The 22,365-nt window shown below is 66.8% G+C and carries 23 protein-coding genes; 10 read left to right on the forward strand and 13 right to left on the reverse strand.

The window, feature by feature from the left end; all coding sequences use genetic code 11:
* Nucleotides 1-79 precede the first annotated feature (79 nt).
* The 5 genes from FCF25_RS07360 to eif1A form a co-directional block, all read right to left on the reverse strand.
* Entirely contained in the window at nucleotides 80-619 is a 540-nt protein-coding gene (locus tag FCF25_RS07360) for a KH domain-containing protein (protein WP_117593576.1), read from the reverse strand.
* Nucleotides 620-690: 71 nt separating this feature from the next.
* Nucleotides 691-1,617, reverse strand: coding sequence for a DMT family transporter (locus FCF25_RS07365; protein WP_137047970.1), 927 nt, complete (start codon nucleotides 1,615-1,617; stop codon nucleotides 691-693).
* Nucleotides 1,618-1,718: 101 nt separating this feature from the next.
* Nucleotides 1,719-2,873 carry a tryptophan--tRNA ligase gene (locus tag FCF25_RS07370; protein WP_137047972.1) on the reverse strand — a complete coding sequence of 385 codons (1,155 nt, stop codon included), beginning with the start codon at nucleotides 2,871-2,873 and terminating at the stop codon, nucleotides 1,719-1,721.
* A gap of 326 nt (nucleotides 2,874-3,199) precedes the next feature.
* Entirely contained in the window at nucleotides 3,200-4,057 is an 858-nt protein-coding gene (gene rio1, locus FCF25_RS07375; protein ID WP_117593571.1) for a serine/threonine-protein kinase Rio1, read from the reverse strand.
* A gap of 111 nt (nucleotides 4,058-4,168) precedes the next feature.
* The gene (eif1A, locus tag FCF25_RS07380; RefSeq protein ID WP_117593569.1) at nucleotides 4,169-4,453 is read right to left on the reverse strand and encodes a translation initiation factor eIF-1A; all 285 of its coding nucleotides are present in this window, start codon (nucleotides 4,451-4,453) and stop codon (nucleotides 4,169-4,171) included.
* A gap of 118 nt (nucleotides 4,454-4,571) precedes the next feature.
* Between eif1A and FCF25_RS07385 the strand changes: the two genes are divergently transcribed.
* Complete coding sequence (locus FCF25_RS07385) at nucleotides 4,572-4,751, forward strand: hypothetical protein (RefSeq protein WP_117593567.1); 180 nt, start codon at nucleotides 4,572-4,574, stop codon at nucleotides 4,749-4,751.
* Nucleotides 4,752-4,782: 31 nt separating this feature from the next.
* On the opposite strand, the gene FCF25_RS07390 is transcribed toward FCF25_RS07385, so the two are convergent.
* From FCF25_RS07390 to rnz, 4 genes are all read right to left on the reverse strand, one after another.
* Nucleotides 4,783-5,778, reverse strand: a complete 996-nt coding sequence (locus FCF25_RS07390; protein WP_117593565.1) for a tyrosine--tRNA ligase — start codon at nucleotides 5,776-5,778, stop codon at nucleotides 4,783-4,785.
* Nucleotides 5,779-5,990: 212 nt separating this feature from the next.
* Entirely contained in the window at nucleotides 5,991-7,019 is a 1,029-nt protein-coding gene (locus tag FCF25_RS07395) for an AI-2E family transporter (RefSeq protein ID WP_137047974.1), read from the reverse strand.
* Nucleotides 7,020-7,105: 86 nt separating this feature from the next.
* Nucleotides 7,106-9,079 (reverse strand): DUF460 domain-containing protein, encoded by a 1,974-nt coding sequence (locus FCF25_RS07400; protein WP_137047975.1) that lies wholly within the window; start codon nucleotides 9,077-9,079, stop codon nucleotides 7,106-7,108.
* Nucleotides 9,080-9,154: 75 nt separating this feature from the next.
* Entirely contained in the window at nucleotides 9,155-10,078 is a 924-nt protein-coding gene (gene rnz / locus FCF25_RS07405) for a ribonuclease Z (RefSeq protein ID WP_174786393.1), read from the reverse strand.
* Between the two features lie 249 nt (nucleotides 10,079-10,327).
* On the opposite strand from rnz, the gene FCF25_RS07410 reads away from it, so the two are divergent.
* From FCF25_RS07410 to FCF25_RS07420, 3 genes are all read left to right on the forward strand, one after another.
* On the forward strand, nucleotides 10,328-11,161 hold the full coding sequence (locus FCF25_RS07410; RefSeq protein WP_117593561.1) for a DUF4382 domain-containing protein: 834 nt from the start codon (nucleotides 10,328-10,330) through the stop codon (nucleotides 11,159-11,161).
* A 76-nt stretch (nucleotides 11,162-11,237) separates the two neighbouring features.
* On the forward strand, nucleotides 11,238-12,248 hold the full coding sequence (locus FCF25_RS07415; protein ID WP_137047979.1) for an AAA family ATPase: 1,011 nt from the start codon (nucleotides 11,238-11,240) through the stop codon (nucleotides 12,246-12,248).
* Nucleotides 12,249-12,881 (forward strand): protein sorting system archaetidylserine decarboxylase, encoded by a 633-nt coding sequence (locus FCF25_RS07420; protein ID WP_137047981.1) that lies wholly within the window; start codon nucleotides 12,249-12,251, stop codon nucleotides 12,879-12,881.
* A gap of 103 nt (nucleotides 12,882-12,984) precedes the next feature.
* On the opposite strand, the gene FCF25_RS07425 is transcribed toward FCF25_RS07420, so the two are convergent.
* Complete coding sequence (locus FCF25_RS07425; RefSeq protein ID WP_174786394.1) at nucleotides 12,985-13,950, reverse strand: methyltransferase domain-containing protein; 966 nt, start codon at nucleotides 13,948-13,950, stop codon at nucleotides 12,985-12,987.
* 177 nt (nucleotides 13,951-14,127) lie between these two features.
* Between FCF25_RS07425 and FCF25_RS07430 the strand changes: the two genes are divergently transcribed.
* The gene (locus FCF25_RS07430; RefSeq protein ID WP_117593554.1) at nucleotides 14,128-14,688 is read left to right on the forward strand and encodes a TATA-box-binding protein; all 561 of its coding nucleotides are present in this window, start codon (nucleotides 14,128-14,130) and stop codon (nucleotides 14,686-14,688) included.
* On the opposite strand, the gene FCF25_RS15805 is transcribed toward FCF25_RS07430, so the two are convergent.
* A complete protein-coding gene (locus FCF25_RS15805) occupies nucleotides 14,689-15,231 on the reverse strand; it encodes a hypothetical protein (protein ID WP_198665666.1) in 543 nt (180 codons plus the stop codon). It lies immediately after the preceding gene.
* Between the two features lie 116 nt (nucleotides 15,232-15,347).
* On the opposite strand from FCF25_RS15805, the gene FCF25_RS07440 reads away from it, so the two are divergent.
* Complete coding sequence (locus FCF25_RS07440; protein ID WP_137047985.1) at nucleotides 15,348-15,719, forward strand: hypothetical protein; 372 nt, start codon at nucleotides 15,348-15,350, stop codon at nucleotides 15,717-15,719.
* Between the two features lie 218 nt (nucleotides 15,720-15,937).
* A complete protein-coding gene (locus FCF25_RS07445) occupies nucleotides 15,938-16,918 on the forward strand; it encodes a CPBP family intramembrane glutamic endopeptidase (protein WP_117593550.1) in 981 nt (326 codons plus the stop codon).
* Between the two features lie 39 nt (nucleotides 16,919-16,957).
* On the opposite strand, the gene hisG is transcribed toward FCF25_RS07445, so the two are convergent.
* On the reverse strand, nucleotides 16,958-17,860 hold the full coding sequence (gene hisG, locus FCF25_RS07450; RefSeq protein WP_137047987.1) for an ATP phosphoribosyltransferase: 903 nt from the start codon (nucleotides 17,858-17,860) through the stop codon (nucleotides 16,958-16,960).
* A 65-nt stretch (nucleotides 17,861-17,925) separates the two neighbouring features.
* A complete protein-coding gene (locus tag FCF25_RS07455; RefSeq protein ID WP_117593546.1) occupies nucleotides 17,926-18,312 on the reverse strand; it encodes a hypothetical protein in 387 nt (128 codons plus the stop codon).
* A 123-nt stretch (nucleotides 18,313-18,435) separates the two neighbouring features.
* On the opposite strand from FCF25_RS07455, the gene FCF25_RS07460 reads away from it, so the two are divergent.
* The 3 genes from FCF25_RS07460 to FCF25_RS07470 all read left to right on the forward strand — a co-directional run bounded on the left by FCF25_RS07460 (nucleotide 18,436) and on the right by FCF25_RS07470 (nucleotide 22,361).
* Entirely contained in the window at nucleotides 18,436-19,725 is a 1,290-nt protein-coding gene (locus tag FCF25_RS07460) for an amidohydrolase (RefSeq protein WP_137047989.1), read from the forward strand.
* A gap of 147 nt (nucleotides 19,726-19,872) precedes the next feature.
* Entirely contained in the window at nucleotides 19,873-20,940 is a 1,068-nt protein-coding gene (locus FCF25_RS07465; RefSeq protein ID WP_137047991.1) for a hypothetical protein, read from the forward strand.
* A 134-nt stretch (nucleotides 20,941-21,074) separates the two neighbouring features.
* Complete coding sequence (locus tag FCF25_RS07470) at nucleotides 21,075-22,361, forward strand: adenosylhomocysteinase (protein WP_117593540.1); 1,287 nt, start codon at nucleotides 21,075-21,077, stop codon at nucleotides 22,359-22,361.
* The last annotated feature ends 4 nt before the right edge of the window (nucleotides 22,362-22,365 follow it).

A 22,365-nucleotide genomic window follows, 5' to 3' on the forward strand; every position in this document is an offset into this window, starting at 1 on the left:
CGGTGTAGCTTTGACAGCGAAATCGAACGTCCGCTCGCTGTGGGTATAAGTAGTCGACAACGGTTCGGAGGCGTCGCGCTCAGTCCGAGGAGACGTCGAATCCGCGGGTGAGTTCGTTGTGTTTGCGTTCGAGGAACGAGTACACCGCGCCGTGGGGTGCGCCGTCGAGCAGCATCCCGGCCGCGCGGCGGACCGCCTCGACCTCCTCGGGTTGGCCGATGATGCCGAGCGTCGAGCCGTAGATGACGACGTCCGCGCCGCTGAGCTCCTCCATCAGTTCGCGCGTTCGGCCGTTCTCGCCGATGAGTCGACCTTTCTGGCGCTGGAGGTCGTTCTTGTTTCGCGTCTGTTCGTCGAGGTCGATGAGGTCGAACATCCGCATCTCGTCGTTCAGAAGCGACAGCGCGGCCTCGGGGGAGAATCCGCGACCGATGGCCTGGACGATGTCCGGCGCAACGAGACCCGTGACGGGGTCGCCGACCGAGTCGATGGCGACCGACCCGGACTCGGAATCGATGTCGAGGCGGACCTCCGCCTGACTCTCGATCTCGCGCATGGTCTCGCCGCCGTCACCGATGAGAACACCGATGCGGTCCTGCGGTACCTTCACGTGTTGCATGATGCGTGCTACCCGTCGGAGCCGTTTAAGATTTCCCTCAGCGCCGCCCCCTCGGTTCTCGATACCGTCACTCACGCGGCCGGACGTCTCCGGTTCCGGAATCGCCGACGCAGTATCGGCGCGAGGTCCTCGCCGCGCAGGAGCGCGAACCCGACGACGATGACGCCGAACCCGACGAGCGTGAGCGTCGTGATGGCTTCGTCGAGGAAGAACCACCCGATGGTGACGGCGACGACGGGGATGAGATACGAGATGAGGTTCACTTCCAGCGGCCCGATGGTCTCCAGGAGATAGAAGTAGACGGCGAAGCCGACGCCGCTGGCGACCACCGCGAGGTAGAGCAGGAGCAAGATGGCCGTCGCCGTCGGGCGAACCGCCGCGAGCGACTCGCCGATGGCGGCGCTGAACGCCAGCTGTAGTAACGCGCCGGGAACCATCGCCCAGCCGGTGAGCGCGACGACGGACATCGTCGGCTGGTAGCGGCGGATGAGTACGCTGCCGAGCGTCACGCTCGTCGCCGCCAACAGGACGAGTCCCTCGCCGAGGACCGACTCGCCGAACAGGTTCGACGGGTCGGGCTGAATCACCAGCGCGACGCCGACGAACCCCACGAACAGCCCCAGAACGTACCGCCGCGAGAAGCTCTCGTGCGGTAGCAGCCCCCACGCGATGAGCGGCGTCAGAATCGGGATGAGACTGTAGATGATGGCGGCGACGCCGCTCGTGGTGTACTGCTGGCCGAGGTACAGGAGACCGGTACCGCCGATGAAGAAGACGCCCGCGCCGAAGACGGCTACCCAGTCGTCTCGCGTCCGCGGCAGCCACGCGTCGCTCGTCGCGGCGGCGAAGCCGAGAAGCAGGAGCGCCGACAGCAGGTAGCGCCCTGCGGCGAAAAGCAGCGGCGGGACGTAGTCGAGTCCGGCTTTGATAGCTGGGAACGCCGCCCCGAACAGCAGCGGCAGGAGGAGAAACAACCCGACCGTCCGCGCGCGGTTCATAGCGTCGGTACGCCGTCAGTCGAATTAACCTTCTGCGGCGGTTTCGCGGACTATCCGGCGACCGAGCGACTTCTCTCGCGGAAGCGACCCGATTCGGACGCCTACACTCCGCCGAACACGTCCGGCCGCACCTTCGCTCGTTCGTCCTCGGTCAGACGGTACGGTTCGACGGACTCTCGAATCCCGCCTTCGGGCCGCCGCGACTGGTGCGCCTCCAGAAAGTCGGCGATTCGGTCGGCGGCGTACCGCTTCATCTCCCCGCTCAGCAACTCCCCGGTGCGGTACTCGCGCGCGAGTCGTTCGACGGTCTCGTCGTCCGACTCGAAGAACGAGAACAGCAGTTGGTACGCCACGTCGACCTCCGGGTCGCCGCCCTTCTCTCGGTGTCCGTCGATGTCCGACCGACCGCCCGAAAAGGCGTATTTCGACACCTTCTCTCGCACGGTCTCGCGGTCGTCGGTGAGGTAGATGCTCGGGTCGTCGCCCGAACTGCTCATCTTACCGCCGCCGCCGCCCAGTCGGGGGAGGAACTTCGAGAGTAGTGCGCCCGGCTTCCCCACGTCGTAGCGCTGTTTTCCGGCGATGTCGCGGCAGACGCGGATGTGCGGGTCCTGGTCGACGGCGATGGGGACGAGCGTCGGGTGACGGCCGCGGAGCAGTTGGGGGAACAGGAGATGCGTCGCCTGCATCGCCGGATAGAACCCCAGTCCGACGTTCGGCGGGTCGCCGTAGGTCGCTTCGACCGTCGCGGGCGTGATCTCCTTGGCGAACTCGGCGGCGAGCGGGTAGAGTACGTCGGCGTCGGCGGTGTCGACGACGAAGCGCGTCCGCTCGGGGTCGAAGCCGACGGCGACGAGGTCGCGGAGGTTCTCGCGCGTGTGGTCGTGAATCTCCTCGAAGGAGAGGTCCTTCGAGAAGTACTTCTCGTCGTCGGAGAGCGGGACGTAGACGTACGCGCCCGTCTCCGCCTGCAGCCACTTCGCGAAGTAGAAGGGGAGGACGTGGCCGAGATGCATCGGTCCCGACGGTCCTCGGCCGGTCACGACCGAGACGGTCTCGCCGCGACTGGCGGCGCTCGTGAACCGGTCTACGTCGCGGCCGGCGTAGAACACGCCGCGGCGGAGCAGGGGGTGCGGCGGCTGCGGGAAGGTCGATAACTGTTCGTCTGTCAGTCGGTCTGCGCCGAACTGGTCGAGGAGGCGGTCGTAGTCGACCTCGCCCTCGACGCTGTACGGTGTGACGGTGAAATCGGGCATCTGCTGGTGGATTAGTTGGTTGCGGTAGTCGAACGCGGTGCGACCGAGGAGAACAGAGTGAGCGCCCGCGTCGGGGTCACCGGGTTACGCCGCGGCGACGACGACGGCGGGACTGTCCGCTCCCGAGGCGGGCGACCACCAGCGCCAGGGAGCGGCGTTCATCGTCATCGAGTAGATGGGGAGAGGGAAAAAGCGTGTCGACGAGTACGCTCAGATGCTCAGCGTCCCGGCGTCCGCGATGGATTGCATACGTCGGAGTGTCGACACCTGTTGCCCATACCGCAGGTTGCATCGTCGTGAGAGTTGTCTCTGCGGCCGACGACCGGCTACGGCTCCGGTTCGACCTCGGTGACGTACTCGCGCAGTTCCTCGCCGGTCACGTCGAGACCCTGTCGGGAGAAGAAGTTCGCGACGTTCTCGCAGTCGCGGTCGAGGAACTCGGCGGCGTTGGGGTGGTGAACCGTCACGGCCTGCCCGAGGTCGATGATGACGAGTTCGCCCTCGTGGATGATCATGTTGTACTCCGAGAGGTCGCCGTGGACCAACCCGGCGCCGTGGAGGCGTCGCATGTACTCGCGGACGACTTCGTACGCCGTCTGCGGGTTTTCGACGTTCACCTCCGCGAGGCGGCGCGCGCGCTCCTCGACGAGGCCGACGAGCTCCATCACGAGCACGTTGCGCTCGACGGCGATGGGCGTCGGCACGCGGACGCCCGCCTTCTGGGCGCGTTCGAGGTTGGCGAACTCCTTTCTGACCCACGCGAGCACGATCTTTCCCTTGTCGTTGCCGATGCCCTCGAAGCGCGGGTCGCCTTCGAGGTACTCGCGCATCTGTTGGAAGTTCGAGGCGCTTATTCGGTATATCTTCACCGCGACGTCGGTGTCGTCGGCTCCGAGCGCCTCGTAGACGTTCGCTTCCTTGCCGGTCGAGATGGGGCCGCCGAACGCTTCGATGTAGCCGTCCTGAACCAGTTTGTAGATGGCCGCGAACGTGGCGTCGTCGAACACCGACTGCTCGACTTTGAACTGGTCGGCGTCCTTGATGCGCTTTCTGAACTGGCTGAACTCGCGGTCCCGGCGGCGTGCGATACGGTCGGCCTCCGTGTCGGAGACGTCTATCTCCTCCCACTCGTCTCCGAAGCCGTCGGCGGCGTCGGGCGCTATCAGGCCGAACTCGTCAGTCATTCGTGAAGGGCTACGAGCGCCGGCGTTAAAAGACTCACAGGTGCGGACCAGCGGTCGCTCCACGTCGTCGCTTCGGTCCGTAGACCCCGAACCGCATCGAACTACGACTGGCTACTGGATGTGCCCTTCTTCGCGCAACTGCTCGGCCTCCTGCTTCTTGTAGCGCCAGGTCACGTCGGCTTTCTCGTCCTGCCAGTCCCACGGTTCGACGAGGACGACGTCGTCTTCGCGTATCCAGATGCGTTTCTGCATCCGGCCGGGAATGCGAGCGGTCCGTTCCGTGCCGTCCGCGCAGCGAACCTTCACGCGGTTTGCGCCGAGCATGTTCGTCACGACCGCGAACTCCTCGTCGTCGTTCGGCATTCGAAGGTTGTTGCGCCCTTCGTTCTCGCTCATAAGGGCCGTTCGTCGTCGTAATTGTTAAAACCGCCGTTGAAAGCCGAACGGGCGACAGAACGACCTCTCCCGCGACGCGACCGGTGGTTTTACCGGACAGACGCGAGGAGTATCGGGTATGCTCGACAAGCTCGGTACGTCCGGCGTTCTCGGCGTCGTTCTGCTGCTCGCGGGAATCGGTATCGTCGCCTATCAGGCACCCATCGTCGCCGCCGGCCTCGCGCTCGTGCTGGCGGGCGTCGGTCTCGTCGCGCAGGGAATCGTCAAAAGTACGATGCAGGCGTTCGGCTTCGCCTGAGCGGGCGCTCCACTCTCGAACCGGGCGACCGCTACTGCTTCGCCTGCCGAATCTTCTCGCGACCCGGCGCGACGAGTTCGTCGAGGTACGCCGCCAGCGCGCCTTTGGCGTCCGCCGGATGCAACTCGCCGGATTCGAGGTCCGCCGCCAGCGACTCGTAGTCGTCGTATTCGAGGTTACCGCCGTACTTCTCGGGGCGTTCGACGACCACCGTCTCGAAGCGCGGGAAGACGTGGTACTCGAAGATCTGGAGGACGGGGTTCTCGCGGTCGTTGCCCTCCTCGTCGGGGTCGGGGTCGGCCGTCGGCGGGCAGTACGCGCCGTTGACCTTCTCTTCGATCTCCTCGGTCGAGTCCTCCATCGAGATGGTGACGCCTTTCGAGGAGGACATCTTCCCGACGCCGGAGCCGAGGTCGGCGATGAGCGGCGTGTGCAGGCAGGTCGGTGACTCCTCACCGATGCTCGGCAGCGTGTCGCGGGCGAGCATGTGGACCTTCCGCTGTTCCATCCCGCCGATGGCGAGGTCGACGTCGAGGTAGACGATGTCGAGCGCCTGCATCAGCGGGTACACCGCCTGCGAGACTTTCACCGCCTCGCCGCTCTTGATCTCGGCCATCGCCCGCTCGGCGCGCGACATCGAGGTGTTCAGTTCGAGCGCGTGGAGGTCGAGGATGTACTCGCGGTCGAACTGGAACTCGGAGCCGAGCACGAACTCCGTCTTCGACTCGTCGAGGCCGTAGGCGACGAACTGCTCTCTCATCCGCTCTGCGGTCTCGCGTATCTCCTCGAACGTCCCCTTGTCGTTGAGGTAGGCGTGGACGTCGGCCAGAAGCACGGTGACCTCGAAGCCCGCCTCCTGCAGGTCGATGAGCTTCGTCGCCGTCAGCATGTGACCGATGTGGAGGACGCCCGACGGCTCGTAGCCGACGTACGCCCGCTTGCCCTCGGGTGATTCAGCTAGCGTGCGTACCTCGTCCTCGGTGACCACCTCGGAGGCGTTCCGGGTGATTCGCTCGTAGGCGTCCATACTCGTACCGAGCGTGGGGTGTGGGATATGACTTCTGGAAGTGTGTCAGGGCGTCCGAGGGTTCAAACCGGATGACGGGACCACTCCCCGGCGTGCGCTGAGCATCGCCGCGGAGCGAGTCGAGGCGGGTGTCCGGAACGCCGCTCCGCGACTGCGAGTTCCGGCTGTCAGCCCACCGGTGACGGTGCCCTCGGAGCGACGCATCGGGGGCGTCAGGGACGCTCCAGCACCTCGTAGTAGTCGTCGAACACCTCGATGGTCGCCTTGAACAGACCGAGCAGAATCGGTCCGTAGAACAGCCCCATCGGACCGAGGAGGTACACGCCACCCAGAACGCCGACGAGGATGACCGCCGAGTTGAGTGCCGACCCTCGATTTATGAGGTACGCCCGCAGGTAGTCGTCGATGAGCGCGACGATGGTCACGCCGTACGCAGCCAGCAGCACGGCGGCGAGGAGTCTATCGACGACGACGAGATACAGCACCGCCGGACCGACGACGACGCCGACGCCGAGAACCGGGATGAGCGCGACCACCATCATCACCAACGTCCAGAACCCCGCGTTCGGGATGCCGGCGACGAAGAGACCGGCACCCGCGACGATACCCTGGACGACGGCGACGAGGACGTGTCCCTCGAGCACGGCCCACGTCATCGCGTTCGTCTGCGCGACGAGTTCGTCCTGCACCGCCTCGGGGAGCGGCGTGACGTACAGGAGCCACGCGACCAGTCGGTGACCGTCCTTCAGCAGATAGTAGAGCACGAACACGAACAGGAGCACGCCGAACGTCGCGTGCACTCCCGCGCCGACGATGCCGGAGCTCTGTTCGGCGAGCATCGACGAAACCTGTCCGAGAGCGGTGTTCAGCTGCGAGCGAATCGACATCTCGACGCCCACCGACCGCTCTATGAGCGACTCGATCACCGGCAGCCGGGGGAGCTCTTCGAGCTCTCCCGGAACGACGCTGCCGCCGCTGGCGAGTCGGTACACCAGCAGTCCGAGCGGGAGGACCACGCAGAGAACGGACAGCGCCACCAGCGCGGCGGCAGAGAGCCGCGTCCCGACCCGGGCTGCGAGCCGCCGCTGAAGCGGGTAGAGCACGAACGCGAGCAGCGCTGCGGCGAGCAGATACGTGAGAAACGGCAGGAGGATAAGCGCAGCGACGATACCCAGCGCGGTCACTAACACGCCCGCAAAAACGAGACGAACGCTGGCACCGCTGACCTCGCGCGAAGACATACCGTGTCTCTCAACGCGAGGACGAATGGGTCTTGGGCCGGGTCTCCGGAGCCGAACGGACGGCCGGACCGGGGCCGTCCGCCCGTCTATCGACCGCGGTTCTCGGCGCGGTGCTCGGAGATGATCTGGTCGACCATCGCCGAGTTCTGGTCGCGGCGACGCTCCTCGGCGCGCTCTCTCCAGTCGTCGATGACCTCCTCTACGTCGCTCTCGCGGGCGACGGCGAGTTCGTCGACCTCCTGCATCGACACGTCGTCGGCGGGACCGACTGGAATCTCGGCCTCGAACAGCAGCTCGTCGGCGACGTCCGAGAGGCCGCCGTCGCGGAGGACCACCCGCGGTTCGGTCTCCGCGAGCAGTTCGGCGGTGCGTCGACCCGCACCGCTGGCGTCGCGGAGGTACACCACGTCCCCCGACGCCAGACCGAACTGTTCTTGAGCCGCTTCGATGGCGTCGTGCGTGAACTGCTCGACGACTTTCACCGCGACGAGGTCGCGGTCGCCCGCCACGTCCGAGAAGTTCGAGTGGTCGAGCTTCCACAGCGTCTTCAGGCGGTCGAGTTTGCGCTGTAGCTCCTCGGCGCTCTCCTCGGCCTGGTCGCGTTCGCGCTCCAGTCGCTCGTTCTCGCGCTCCAAGCGGTTGACCTCGCGCCGCTCGCGAGCCTCGCGGCGTTCCTTCCGTCGGGCGTCGGAGAGTTCGCGCTCGTACTCCGCGATAGTCTCGTCTTTCGTCTCCAGACGGGCCTTCAGGTCGTCCGCGTGTTCTTCGAGGCGCTCGACCCGCCGTTCGAGTCGCTTGATGCGTTTTTCCTCCTCGGTGAGTTCGCGCGGTTCGTGCGTCGACTGGTCCTCGTCGTCGTCCTCGACGTTGGGGTCGAGCTCCCGAAGCACGGCTTCGACGGGCTCCTCCTCGGCGAGAACGCGCGCGATGACCTCGCTGCGGTCGACGTTCGGCGGCACCTTCCGCGTGATTCGCGCGAACTGGTCCTCGTGGTCATCGTACGCGAACAGCGCCGCCGCCAGCGCGTCGCGCTCGTGGTCGTTGTCGTAGTCGACGTTCCGAGTCCGGTGGAGTTTCTCGTCGACCGGGAGGTCTCTCGGCGGGGCCCAGCCGACGGCCTCGAAACTCCGGCGGAACTTCTCGACGGTCTCGGGCATCGGCTGTACGTCGGCGGCGACGATGGTCGGCCGCCCGCGCTCGATGAGCCACTCGACGACGTCCGCGGTGTCGTCGGTTCGCGACGAGTAGACGTCGAGGACGTTGCCGTCGAGGTCCGCGACGGCGACGGCGGTGGTCGTGCCGGGGTCGATGCCGACGATGACCCGGTCGCGCCGTTTCACGAGCGGTTCGAACTCGACGCCGTCGCGTCGCTCGCGCTCGATTTCGACCCGCACGTCGCCGGAGCGGTTCGCCGAGACGGGGATGTCCTTGGGACGCGCTTCGACCGTGAAGACGGCGTTCGAGAAGCCGCCGTACTTCTCGGTCGCGTCTCGTTCGTACTCCAGTCCGGCTTCGTCGAGCTCGGACTCTATCTCGCGGGCGCGACGCCTGACGTTGCCGTGGATGCGCCGCGTGTACCGGTCCTGGCTCCATCCGCCTTTACCGGTCGAGCGACCGCGCGAAACCTTCACCGTCGTCGTGTTGGTGAAGGCGCTCACCTCGTAGCCGACGTTGCCGAGCGCGAGGCGCGCGGCGGCCTCCGCCTCCTTCATCGGCTTCTTGCCGTAGGGGACGCCGTGGCGGGAGGCGACCCGCGACAGCGGTTCGGGGCGCTCCGCGCCGGTCACCTGGACGAGTTTCGTCTCCTCGGGGAGCCACCGCAGAAAGTGGACGAGCGCGTCCTTGTCGGCGGCGAGTTCGTACATGTTGTCGGTCGCTATCATCGCCGGTTCTCGCGCTTCGACCAGTCGTCTCAGCTTCCGAAGCGAGACCACGTCGCGTTCCACCTCGTCGCCGTCGAGGGCGACGAGCGCGTAGGAGGGCGCGTCTCCGCGAACGTCACCGCTCTGGATGTCGACGCCGAAGACGACGGAGTCGAGCGCACGCGTCCGAGCGTTCACGCTGACGGAATAAGTGGTCAGTGAGTAAATACCCCACGCCGGAACCGACGGGCGGCTTTCGGGGACCGGCGGATTCTACTCGGCGTCCGGGTACGGAATCTCGACCCGTTGGCCGTCCTCGGCGACGAACGACTCGCCGTCGAACGCTTCCGCGGCTTCCTCGGCCAACTGCGAGGCGTCGCCCGCGTAGCGCGAGGAGATGTGCGTCAGCGCGAGACGCTTCGCGCCCGCGCGCTGCGCGACGTCGGCCGCCTCCCTCGCCGTCGAGTGCGCCGTCTGGCGGGCGCGTCCGGCGTTGTCGGAGGCGAACGTCGCGTCGTGAATCAGCAGGTCCGCGTTCTCGGCGATGTCGACGGTCGCCTGTACCGGGCGGGTGTCACCCGTGTAGACGAACGTTCGCCCCGGTCGCGGTTCGCCGACCACTTCCTCGGGGTCGACGACCCGGCCGTCGTCGAGTTCGACCGACTCGCCCTCGTGGAGCCTGCCGAACTTCGGCCCGACGGGGACGCCCAGCGACTCGGCCCGCTCGCGGTCGAACCGCCCGGGTCGGTCGTCCTCGACGAGCGCGTAACCCTGCGAGCGCGTCCGGTGGTTGGTCTCGAACGTCCGAACCTCGTACTCCTCCGCTTCCAGCGCCGTCGCCCCGGCGCTGACCTCGTGGACTCGAACGGGGTAACTCGGCCGGTAGCCGCCCGCGTGGACGAGGTTCTCGACGTGTTCTCTCGACCCGCGGGGTGCGTGGATGGCCAGCGCCTCCTCGCGGCCGTTGAAGTCCCACGACTGTATCAGGCCGGGGATGCCGAGGATGTGGTCGCCGTGCAGGTGTGTGACGAACAGGTGGGAGACGCCGAAGCCGGTTCCGAAGCGCATCATCTGCCGCTGAGTTCCCTCGCCGCAGTCGAAAAGCAGGCGCTCGCCCTCCCGGTTGAGGAGGACGGCGCTGGGGGCCCGCTGCGTCGTCGGAACGGCCCCGCTGGTTCCTAAGAAGGTCACGCGCATCGACATACACGCTGTGAGACGGGCACGGGCTAAACCCGTGTCGGATACGCCGTCGAGTCGGTGCCGGGTACGACGGTCCGTCTCTCACAGACGCGCTCGAACTGCAGAAACGAGGTCAAAACCCCCCGACTGCACCGACTGCGCCGACTGTGGCGACTCCGAGGTCGACGCTCCAAACTGTTCACGCACAGAAAACTATCCGAACGAACACTGTATTACTTTAGGGAACGTTCGAATTGGACAGAGTACATGAACCAGACGACAGCCGTCAGCGTGCTGACGGCGCTCTTGGTGGTGCTGGCCGGATGCACTGGCGGGATTTCAGAGGACGGCCCCTCGACCGACGCGTCGGTCGATACGCAGACCGACCACGTCGACGGGAGCGATGGAACCGTCCGCTTCTACGTGAGCGACGAGCGCAACGCTATCGGCGACTTCGCACACCTCAACGTCACGATCACGAAAGTCGGACTGAAGCCGACGACCCGCGACGAGACGAACGCCACCGAGACGGCGAACGGAACGGCGAACGGGACGGCGACCGAAGCCGACGACTCGGCACCCGAGGAAGGGTGGCGCGAGTTCGACGTCGACGAACGAACTGTCGACCTCACGCGACTTCAGGGCGCTAACTCGACGTCGCTCGGGGAACTGAACGTCTCCGGCGGAAGTTACGGGAGTGTCTTCATCTACGTCTCGTCGGTGAACGGCACCCTCGAAAACGGAGAGGAAGTGCGCGTAAAACTGCCGAGTGACAAACTGCAACTTCACAAGGGGTTCACGCTCGGAAACGGCGAAGCGGTCGACTTCGTCTTCGACGTTTCCGTCTTCGAGGCGGGAAAGAGCGGGAAGTACATCCTCAAACCCGTCATCGATCAGTCCGGGACGGGCGAAGAAGTCGAAATCGTCGACGTCGACGCCGAGGACGACGAGCCGACGGACCGCGGTTCCGATGCGTCCGGAAAGTCCGATACGGGCGAGAACGGCTCGAGTACGAACGAGACCGGTCGGACGAACGAGACGACGACCGAGGCGGCTCTCATCGCGTCGAGTTCGGATAGCTGGTCGTCGGTCGGCGGGTAGGTCGAACGAGTCGAACGACCGCGAGAGGTGCGTCGAACCGACCGATTCTTACGTCGTTGCCGACAATACCGAGCCAATGGACGCCCCCCTGTGGACCGATGCGCACGCACCGGACCTCGCCGACCTCCCGCAGGCGGCTGTGCGAGAGCGACTCGCTCGCACCGTCGACGAACCGATGAACCTCGTCGTTCAGGGGCCGCCGGGTGTGGGAAAGACGGCGGCGGTCCGAGCGCTCGCCCGCGAGACGCACGAGGACGTCGACAACGACCTCGTCGAGATTAACGTCGCCGACTTCTTCGGCCGGACGAAGAAGGAACTCCGGGAAGACCCTCGCTTCGAGTCGTTTCTCGCCGGTCGCAGCCGGATGGCCAAACGCGACATGATAAACCGCGTGCTCAAGGAGTCGGCGAGCTACGCGCCCGTCTCCGGCGAGTACAAGACCATCGTCCTCGACAACGCCGAAGCCATCCGCGAGGACTTCCAGCAGGCGTTGCGCCGCGTGATGGAGCAGCACCACCGGACGACGCAGTTCGTCATCACGACGCGGCAGCCGACGAAACTCATCCCGCCGATTCGCTCGCGCTGTTTCCCGGTACCGGTTCGCGCACCGACGACCGACGAGACCGTCGAAGTCCTCCGAGGCATCGTCGACGCCGAGGGGACCGACTACGACGAAGACGGCCTGGAGTACGTCGCCGGATTCGCCGGCGGCAACCTCCGCAAGGCGATTCTCAGCGCACAGGCGACCGCCGCCGCCGCCGACGGACTGACGATGAACGCGGCGTTCGAGACGCTCGGCGACGTCGGCGACGACGAGGCGCTCCGCGACGTCCTCGCCGAGGCGAGGGAAGGGGAGTTCAAAGCCGCCCGCAAAGCCGTCGACGACCTCCTCGACGAGGGATACAGCGGCCAAGAGCTGCTCGGCGAACTGCTCCGCGTCGCTCGGACCGACTACAGCGGCGACGACCTCGCGCGCCTCCACCGACTCGCGGGGCAGGTCGACCTCGACCTGGCGACGGGAACGGACGACCGAATCCACGTCTGTCACCTGCTGACCGAGTGGTCGCCCGCGGGTGGGGCTGCGTAGATGGCCCCGCTCTCACCCCGCCGCGTCGCGGCGGCGGTCCCGCGGCAGTTCGCCCCGTCGGCGCGGCGCTACGCGCTCCCGCCGGCGCTTCTGGCCGTCCCGCTCTCGGTGCTCGTCCCCCCGGTGGGGCTTCTCTGCGTCGCGGTCGCGCTGTTCGTCCTCTGGTTCTTCCGCGACCCCGACCGCACCGCCCCCGAGTCGGGGTTCGTCTCGCCGGCCGACGGCCGCGTCTCGGTCGTCCGACGCGAGGGCGACCGCGTCCGCGTCGGCGTGTTCATGAACGTCACCGACGTCCACGTCAACCGCGCGCCCGCCGACGCCGACGTCGAGTCGGTGACGCACCGACCCGGCGCACACAGACCGGCGTTCTCGAAGGATTCGGAGCGAAACGAACGCGTCGACGTCGACTGCGGCGAGTTCGAGATATCGCTCATCGCCGGCGCGTTCGCCCGGCGCATCCACCCCTACGTCGAAGAGGGAACGACGCTCGAACGCGGGCAACGAATCGGTCACATCGCCTTCGGCAGTCGCGCCGACGTGTTGCTCCCCGAGCGGTTCGACGCGACGGACCTCTGCGTCGAGAAGGGCCAGCGCGTCCGTGCGGGCGAGACGGTCGTAGCGCGACAGTCCTGACGAAATCCCGCACCCGCGTTCTGCAAACGGAGAGACGTGTTCCTCTACTCAGAACATCGTTCGTCGCCGAAGTCGGTCGCTCCGCCCTAATCGTCGTTCCGCCTCAATCGTCGCTCCGCAACACGTGAACGTGCCTGACGAGTGAGCGGTGCACCCGCCGTTCGAATGTCTCGTCGACCGTCCACCCGGCGCTCTCCGCTTCCTCGCGCCACGAGCGGTCGGCGACGAGGACGCCCCGCGGCGCGACGCGGTACGCTTCTTCGAGCGCCCCCGAAACGAGGTCTCGGAGCGAGTGCCGCGCGATTTTCGACTGACGGCCGTACGGCGCGTCGAAGACGACGCCGTCGACGGCGTCGTCGCAGAAAGGGAGGGCGGTGGCGTCGCCGCGGACGACGTGGGCGTCGCCGTCGACGTAGGCGTCGAGATTTTTTCGCGCACCGGCGGCCATCTTCGCCTGCGCGTCGACGCCGACGGGCGTCGCGCCGACGAGTCCCGCTTCGATGAGCGTGCCGCCGGTGCCGCACATCGGGTCTAACATCCGGGCACCCGGCTTCGCTCCGGCGATGTTGGCGAACGCGCGGGCGTCGAGCGGCGCCATGCTCCCCGGTTGGAAGAACGGTCGGTCGGTCGGCTTTCTGCTCCCGTAGTCGCGGACGCTCTCGACGACCTGCCAACCGACGAAGCAGCGCTCGTCCGCGAAAACCACGCGGAGGACGTTGTCGGGGTCGTCCAAATCGACCGAGTAGCCGCGGTCGACGAGGACGCCGCCGAGTTCGCGCTCGGCGTCGCCGGTCGAGACGCCGCTCTCGCCGCGAACGTCTCGGGCGCGGACGGCGACGGTTCCCTCCCGCGACAGCGACGCCGCTTCGAGGAGGACGCGAGCGCTCTCGACGCTGGCGTCGGTATGGCCGACCAGGTCGCTGGCGCGGTGGGTGTACGCGAGCGTTCTCGCGCGCGCAACGTCGAGCGTCCGCGCGAGAGCGACGCCGGGGGCGGCCAGTTCCGGTTCTCCGGCGGCCGCGCGGGCCTCGTAGGCCGCGAACGCGTCGTCCTCGCCGGCGAGTTCCAGACAGTACACGGTCGAATCTGTCGGGGGCGACGTATGAGCGTGTCGAACGGTTCGAACGGGCGACTTCTCGGGTGCGACCCACCGAGCGCCGCAAAATCGGTCGCGTTCACTAGAATCGAACCTATCAACCCCTGCACCAACCTTTTTAAACCTTAAATACGATACTTAAACCGTTCCATGAGTGACCCCAAGGACACGATAAACATAGAGAACGTGGTCGCCTCCACCGGAATCGGACAGGAACTCGACCTTCAGAGCGTCGCGATGGACCTCGAAGGTGCCGATTACGACCCCGAGCAGTTCCCCGGTCTCGTCTACCGCACGCAGAACCCGAAGTCGGCCGCGCTCATCTTCCGGTCCGGGAAAATCGTCTGCACGGGCGCGAAGTCGACCGACGACGTTCACGAGAGTCTCGGAATCGTCTTCGACAAACTCCGCGACCTCCAGATTCCGGTCGACGAGGACCCTGAAATCACCGTCCAGAACATCGTCACGAGCGCGGACCTCGGCCGCAATCTCAATCTCAACGCTATCGCCATCGGCCTCGGTCTCGAGAACATCGAGTACGAACCCGAGCAGTTCCCTGGCCTCGTCTACCGTCTCGACGAACCGAAAGTCGTCGCGCTCCTCTTCGGTTCCGGCAAACTCGTCATCACGGGCGGAAAACAGCCCGTCGACGCCGAACACGCCGTCGACAAGATCGTCAGCCGACTCTCCGAACTCGGTCTCCTCGACTGATTATCCTTCGACGCGACCGATGAGCGTCCACCGCGTTCGGCGCTCGCCGCTCGGTAGTTTCTCTTCGGTGACGTGATAGCCGTACGGCCCGTGCGGACAGTTTTCGCAACCCTCGCCGCACGGTTCGCGCTTGACGACGAGCGTGTAACCGTCGCGGTCCTCGACGCGGACGAACTCCTCGCCGACCCGTGGCTCGATGCGCGGGCCCGTCCGCTGCCGGAGTTGTAGCAGCTCTTGACCGTACAGCACGGCCTCTCGAAGGTCGTGCGCCGAGAGCCGTCGGAGCATCTCCACGACCGCCGTCGGGAGGTTCTCCGGCGGGTTCGGCTCGGACGGGCTCGGCTCCGTCGGTTCGGCCGCCGACGGGTCCGACCTCGGTTCGTAACCGCCCTCTCTGTCGCGTCGATTACTCCTCACGTCGCCGTCGTCTGATTCGTTATCGTCGTCGCCGTCGTCTGATTTCCCGTCGACGTCGCCGTCGCTCGGTTCACCGTCTGCGTCGCCACCGTCCGTTTCGACGTTCGGATCGCTCTCGGTCGGCATACAGAGCGTTCGGCACCGGGTAACAAAGTCGAGGCGGTCGTTTCGCCCCGCCACCGTCGCGCACGTCGTCCGTCGCGTTCGGAAAACACCATACGGTCGGCCCTCGAAACCCGACCATGGTCGTTCCGCTGCAGACGACGCTCGGGAGTCCGGTCGCCATCGCCGGCACCGCCGGCCTCTTCGCACTGTTTCTCTCCGCGACGGCCCACATCGCCGCCCGCAACGTCCTCGGCGACGTCGCCGTTCGAAACGCGTTCGGCGTCGGTCCGCTCCCGGCCGGTGTCGCGGTTCTCTCGACGGCGTTCGACGTCTCGGCGGCGCTGGCGCTGCCGGTGGCGCTCGCGCTCGACGCCGCGGCGGTGAAGTACCTCTACGACCGGTCGTGGCGGTTGACCGCCTACATCGTCGTCATCCACGTCGTCGTCAGTATCATCCTTGGCGCGCTCGTCTTTAGCCTGCTCGCGCTCTGGCAAAGCGCGCCCGGCTAACCGCCGTCCGTCGCGCGACGTTCGCTGGACCTCCGGCGGATTCGTCGCCGTCCACCCCCCGCCTCTCTGACGACGGATAGATACAAGTAGGACGTTCGTGAGTACAAGAACGACATGGACGTCTTTCGTCATCCGACGCCGTGCCCGTTCGGGCGACTCGGGTCGCGCGCGGCGGGTCCGTTCGGGTCGTCGCTCGGTTCCGGGCGGGTGAGCGTCCGGTGAACAGTCTCGTCCCGGAGATGCTGTGGAACCTCGACGAGCGCCGTCTGCGCGCGCCGTGGCGCATCGCGGCGACGACCCTGCTCATCGCGGCGCTGACGCTCACCGGGTGGTTCGTCCTGGTCGCGTTCACCGCACCGAACGGGGAGGGCGAGGCGGTCGTCGGCGGGAGCGTCGCGCTGCTCTCTGAGTTCGCGCCGCTCGTGCTCCTCGGAACGGCGACTATCGCGGCCGTCTCGTTCAGCGGGACGTTTCTCGACCGACGCTACTTCGCGGACTTCGGCCTCCACGTCGACCGAGACTGGTGGATCGACCTCGGCGTCGGTTTCGGCCTCGGGACGGCGCTGATGACGCTCGTCTTTCTCGTCGAGTACGGCGCCGGGTGGGTGAGCGTCGAGGCGGTGTTCAGCGCGCCGCTCCCGTCGCTGCTCCCGCAACTGCTGCTGTCCGTCGGGTTCGTCGTCTTCGTCGGCTTCCACGAGGAACTGCTGTTTCGCGGCTACGTCGTCACGAACCTCGCCGAGGGGTTGTTCGGTCACGCCGACTTCGACGCCGACCGGGCCGTCGGCGGCGCGATCGTGGTCTCGGCGGCCGTCTTCGCGCTGCTACACGTCACAAACCCCAACGCGACGGTCGTCAGCACGCTCGGCGTCGCGTTCGCGGGCGTCCTCCTCGCGTTCGCGTACGTGCTCACCGGCGAAATCGCGCTCCCGGTCGGCTTTCACGCCTCCTGGAACCTGTTTCAGGGACCGGTGTTCGGCCTCCCCGTCGGCGGCGTCGACCCCTCGGCGTCGCTTCTGGTGTTGAATCGGCACGGTCCCGAACTGTACACCGGCGGCGCGTTCGGTCCCGACGCGGGGTTGCTCGGCGTCTCCGCGCTCTCTGTCGGCTGTCTGCTCGTCGCGGCGTGGGCGAAGAAACGCTACGGGCGAGTGGTGCTCTACCACGGCCTCACCGAACCGGACCTGCGGCGGCGATGAACGCCGTCTCGGCGGCGTCGAGCGACTTTCGACGCCGTGCTACTCGACCAGCCGTTCGATTTCGGTGACGAGGATGTCCGACGCGCCGACTTCGCGGAGGTTGCCGATGGTCTCGAACACCTCGCGCTCGTCGACGACGACGTGGACCGCGACGGTGGCGTCGTCGTCCTCCGTTCCGCTCGCGGTTCCACCGTTCGCGTTCGAGTCGCTCTGCGGCCCGCCGGCGATGTCCATCACCGTCGGTCCGCCCATCCCGGGGATGACCTCGCGCACGTCGTCGAGTTTCGACTTCGGCGCGTTCATCATCAGGTAACGCTTGCCGTCGGCGGCCAGCACCGACTCGAACGCCGTCGTCACCTGCTGGACCTTCTCGTCGTCGGCCGCGTCGGGTCGGGCGAACAGCCGAACCGAACTCGACAGCACCTCCTCGACGACGGCGAGACGGTTGACCCGGAGCGTCGTCCCGGTGCTCGTGATGTCGACGATGGCGTCGGCCATCTCGACGTGCGGGGTGAGTTCCGTCGCGCCCGTCACCTCGACCACGTCGGCGTCGACGCCGCGCTCTTCGAAGAACGTGCGCGTGACGTGCGGGAACTCGGTGGCGACGGTCCTGCCCTCGATGTCGCTGACGGTGTGAATCTCGCCGTCCTCGGGGGCGGCGAGCACGAGGCGGCACTTCCCGAAGCCCAGGTCGAGCAGTTCGGTCAGTTCGTGACCCGACTCCCGGACCTGGTCGAGGCCGGTGATTCCCATGTCGGCCGCGCCGTCGCGGACGTAGCCGGGGATGTCGGCGGCGCGGACGAACAGGACGGTGACGTCGGGGTCGACCGTCTCGGCGTACAGTTTCCGGGCCGCACCGTTCTCGACGTGGAGTCCGGCGCGTTCGAGAAGTTCCATCGACGGGTCGTGCAGGCGGCCCTTGTTGGGCACGGCGATTCGCATACCGTGATGCTCGCGGGCGCGGGAGAACTGTCTTTCCCTCTCTGCGCTTCGGCCCGGTCGCTTCTCTACCGCATCGCCAGACCGACGGCGAATCCGGCCGCGCCGAGGCCGACGCCGGCGACGACGCCGACGCTCGCCATCGTCGCCACGTCGACGCCGAGCGGTGCTTCGCCGCTCAGCGCCAGTTGCAGGCCGGAGACGGGCGCGAGGCCGAGTACGACGCTCCCGAAGAGGCCGCCGCCGTTGGTCGCGCTCAAAGCCGAGGGGACGACCATCAACGCGAGCGTGACCAGCGCACCGGGAACGACCACCAGCGGGAACAGGCCGAGCATCCGACAGACGACGACACCCATACACTCGACGGTGAAGAGGAGGGGGATGAGGGCGAGCCACTCGACGGCGTCCTCGTCGCCGACGACGAGTTGTCGGAGCGGGGAGGCTGTGACAGCCATACCGGGATATCAATCATCTCGTATGATAAGTGTATCCCGCAGACATTTTCTTTCGGCATCGACACGAGCGATTCTTCCCTCGGAACCGGACCGCCTTTGGTCGTCTCGTCTGTACGGTGCGTCATGACGACGCTCCAGATTACCGGCGGCGAGATTCTCCTGCCGGACCTGTCGGTCGACGACGGCGACGTGCTGGTCGACGCCGATTCGGGCGAGATTCTCGCCGTCGGCGACACAGAGACGGGAGACGAGACGCTCGACGCAGAGGGCGGGCTCGTGATGCCCGGTCTCGTCAACGCGCACACGCACGTCCCGATGACGCTGCTCCGCGGCGTCGCCGACGACAAACCGCTCGAGACGTGGCTTCGGGAGGATATCTGGCCGGTCGAGGGCGCGCTCACCCCCGAGGACGTCCGCGTCGGCGCGGAACTGGCGATGGTCGAGATGATTCGCTCGGGGACGACCGGCTTCGCGGACATGTACTTCCACGTCCCCGAAATCGCCGACGTCGTCGAAGAGGCGGGTCTCCGCGCCCGCCTCGGTCACGGCGTCGTCACCGTCGGCAAGGACGACGAGGCGGCGCGGGCCGACATCGACGAAAGTCTCGACGTGGCCGCCGAGTTCGACGGCGCGGCCGACGGGCGAATCTCGACGGCGTACATGCCGCACAGCCTCACGACGGTGAGCGAAGGCGAACTCCGCGAGTCGGTCGCCCGCGCCCGCGAACTCGGCGTTCCCGTCCACTATCACGGGAACGAAACGACCGAAGAAGTCGACCCCATCGTCGACGAACGCGGTGAACGTCCCCTCGAGTACGCCGCCGGTCTCGGGATGCTCGGCGACTCGGAATTCCTCGCCCACGGCGTCCACGTCGACGACACGGAGATAGCACTGCTCGCGGAGCGCGGAACGAGCGTGGTTCACTGCCCGGCGTCGAACATGAAACTCGCCTCGGGCATCGCGCCCGTCCAGCGGATGCTCGACGCGGGCGTCTCCGTCGGCCTCGGCACCGACGGCGCGGCGTCGAACAACGACCTCGACCTGTTCGACGAGATGCGCGACGCGGCGATGGTCGGTAAACTCGCCGCCGAGGACGCGAGCGCCGTCGCCGCCGAGACGGTCGTCGAACTGGCGACGCGCGGCGGGGCGGACGCCCTGGGATTCGACTCCGGTCGCCTCGAAGCGGGCGCGAACGCCGACGTCGTCGTCGTCGACTTCGACGCGCCGCACCTCACGCCCGCGCACGACCACGTGAGCCACCTCGCGTACGCGGTTCGCGGGTCGGACGTCCGACACACCGTCTGCGACGGCGAGGTGCTGATGCGGGACCGCGAACTGCTGACGCTCGACGCCGAATCGGTGATGCGGCGGGCGACCGACCACGCCCGAGAGGCGCTCGCCCGCGCCACGTAATCGTTCGTGATAGTCAATTAGAGAGGAAAGATAAACGATTTAGAAAGTAGTTTGAACGGTTATAAACGGTTCTCGTCCGTTTTCAACGAACCGAACCGGATGAACGGCAGCCCCCCTTTATCTACTCCCTGGATGTCGGGAAAGTTGATGAGTTCAAGAAAAGTTACTCTCACGTTCGTGCTAGTACTCCTCTGCACGGCGCTCGCACCGGGTGTCGCGGGCGCGCTCGCAGCGGACGCGTCGCTCGACGTGGACGTCGACCAGAGCGACGACACCGGCGAAGCGACAGTCACCGTGACGCAGAACGCCTCCGAGGTACAGAACGCGACGGTCAACGTGACCGCCGACGGCAACTACACGGGCATCGGCAACTACACGACCGACGAGAACGGAACCACCGTCCTCCCGGCACCCGAGTCGGCCGTGAACGTGACGCTGAACGTCACCAGCGATTCGTTCAACGCGACCGAGTCTGTCGAACTCACGCCCTCGACCGGAGAGGGACTCTCGGTGTCGGTCTCGCAGGGAGACGACGGTGAGGCGACGGTCGACGTGACCGAAAACGGCACCGCCGTACCGAACGCGACGGTCGAGGTGGCCGAAAACGGCAACGACTCCAACTACTCGGGCGTCGGCAACTACACGACCGGCGAGAACGGCAGCGTCTCGCTGCCCGAACCCGAGGAGAACGTCTCGGTGACCGTCACCGCGACGGCCGACAACGAGTCGGTGAACACGACGACGACGCTCACCGTCGCCGACGAGGAACCGATGGCGTTCGGTCAGCGCGTCTCCTCGTTCGTCCAGAGCGTCCTCGGTAACGAGGACCGCGAAGGCGGTATCGGACAGATCGTCTCCGAGTTCGTCCGCGGGAACAACCCTGGCCAGGGTGAGGAGAACCGGCCCGACCACGCCGGCCCGCCGTCCGACAAGGGACCGAACGCCGACCGCGGGAACCAGTCGAACCCCGGTAACGGCAGCGGTCACGGCGCGGGCGAAGGCGACGACCGTCCGGGTAACGCCGACGGCAAGAACGCTTCCGACGACGGAACCGACGGCGACGCTACGGAAACCGACGAGGCGTCCGGTAACGGAACCGACGGCGCTCGCGGAAACGGGAACGGCAACGGAAACGGCGGCGACTCGCCCGCCATCGACAACGGCCCCGCGGTGACGGGACCGACCGTCTCCGACGACGAAACCGCGGCCGCCTAACTCCTTCCGACGCGTCGAACCGGCTCTCCTCTTCGAACCTCCTTCGAGCAGCCAGCCGTCGACCCGGTCGGCGGTCGGTTCGGACGGCCGCCGCCTTCGGTATCGTTTTGGGCGCGGTGAGCAAAGCCCCAGCCATGAGCACGAGCTACGCTCCCGTGAGCGAGCACCTCGACGACGTCGAGGCCGCCCGCGCGGAGGGCCGCCGCAAGATGGACTGGGCGCTGCAGCACATGCCGATTCTCACCGCCCTGCGCGAGGAGTACGAGGCCGAGAGACCCTTCGCGGGCCAGACCATCGGGATGGCGATGCACGTCGAGGCGAAGACGGCGAACCTCGTCGAACTGCTGGCCGACGGCGGCGCGGAAGTCGCCATCACCGGCTGCAACCCGCTTTCGACGCACGACGACGTGAGCGCGGCGCTCGACGCCCACGAGAACATCACCTCCTACGCCGTCCGCGGCGTCGGCGACGAGGACTACTACGCGGCCATCCACTCGGTCGTCTCCCACGAACCAACCGTCACCGTCGACGACGGGATGGACATGGTGAAAGTCGTCCACGAGGAGTACCCCGAACTCGTGGAGACGATTATCGGCGGCTGCGAGGAGACGACGACGGGTGTCCACCGCCTGCGCGCGATGGACGAAGACGGCGCGCTCGACTACCCCATCTTCGCGGTCAACGACACGCCGATGAAGCGCCTCTTCGACAACGTCCACGGCACCGGCGAGTCCTCTCTGGCCACCATCGCCATGACGACGAACCTCTCGTGGGCGAGCAAGAACGTCGTCGTCGCCGGCTACGGCTACTGCGGGAAGGGCGTCGCCAAGAAGGCCGCCGGCCAGAACGCGAACGTCATCGTCACCGAAGTCGAACCCCGTCGCGCGCTCGAAGCGCACATGGAGGGGTACGAGGTGCTGCCGATGGCCGAAGCAGCGAAAAAAGCCGACGTCGTCCTCACGACGACGGGCAACCGCGACGTCGTGACGCGCGAGCACTTCGAGGAGATGAAAGACGGCGTGTTGCTGGCCAACGCCGGTCACTTCGACATCGAAGTGAATTTAGACGACCTCGACGACCTCGCGGTCGACCGCTACGAGGCCCGCGACGGCGTCGAGGCGTTCGAGATGGAAGACGGCCGCCGGCTCAACGTCATCGCCGAGGGCCGCCTCGTCAACCTCGCCGCGCCCATCGCGCTCGGTCACCCCGTCGAGGTGATGGACCAGAGCTTCGGCGTGCAGGCCGTCTGCGTCCGCGAACTCGTCGACAACGGCGACCAGTACGAGGCGGGCGTCCACGACGTGCCCGACGAACTGGACCGCCGCGTCGCCGAGATAAAGCTCGACGCCGAGGGCGTCGACCACGACGCGCTCACCGACGAGCAGCGCGAGTACATGGGCAGCTGGCAGCACGGGACGTAACACC

The organism is Haloprofundus sp. MHR1 (assembly GCF_005155585.1).
In the GTDB taxonomy this organism is placed as follows: domain Archaea; phylum Halobacteriota; class Halobacteria; order Halobacteriales; family Haloferacaceae; genus Haloprofundus; species Haloprofundus halophilus.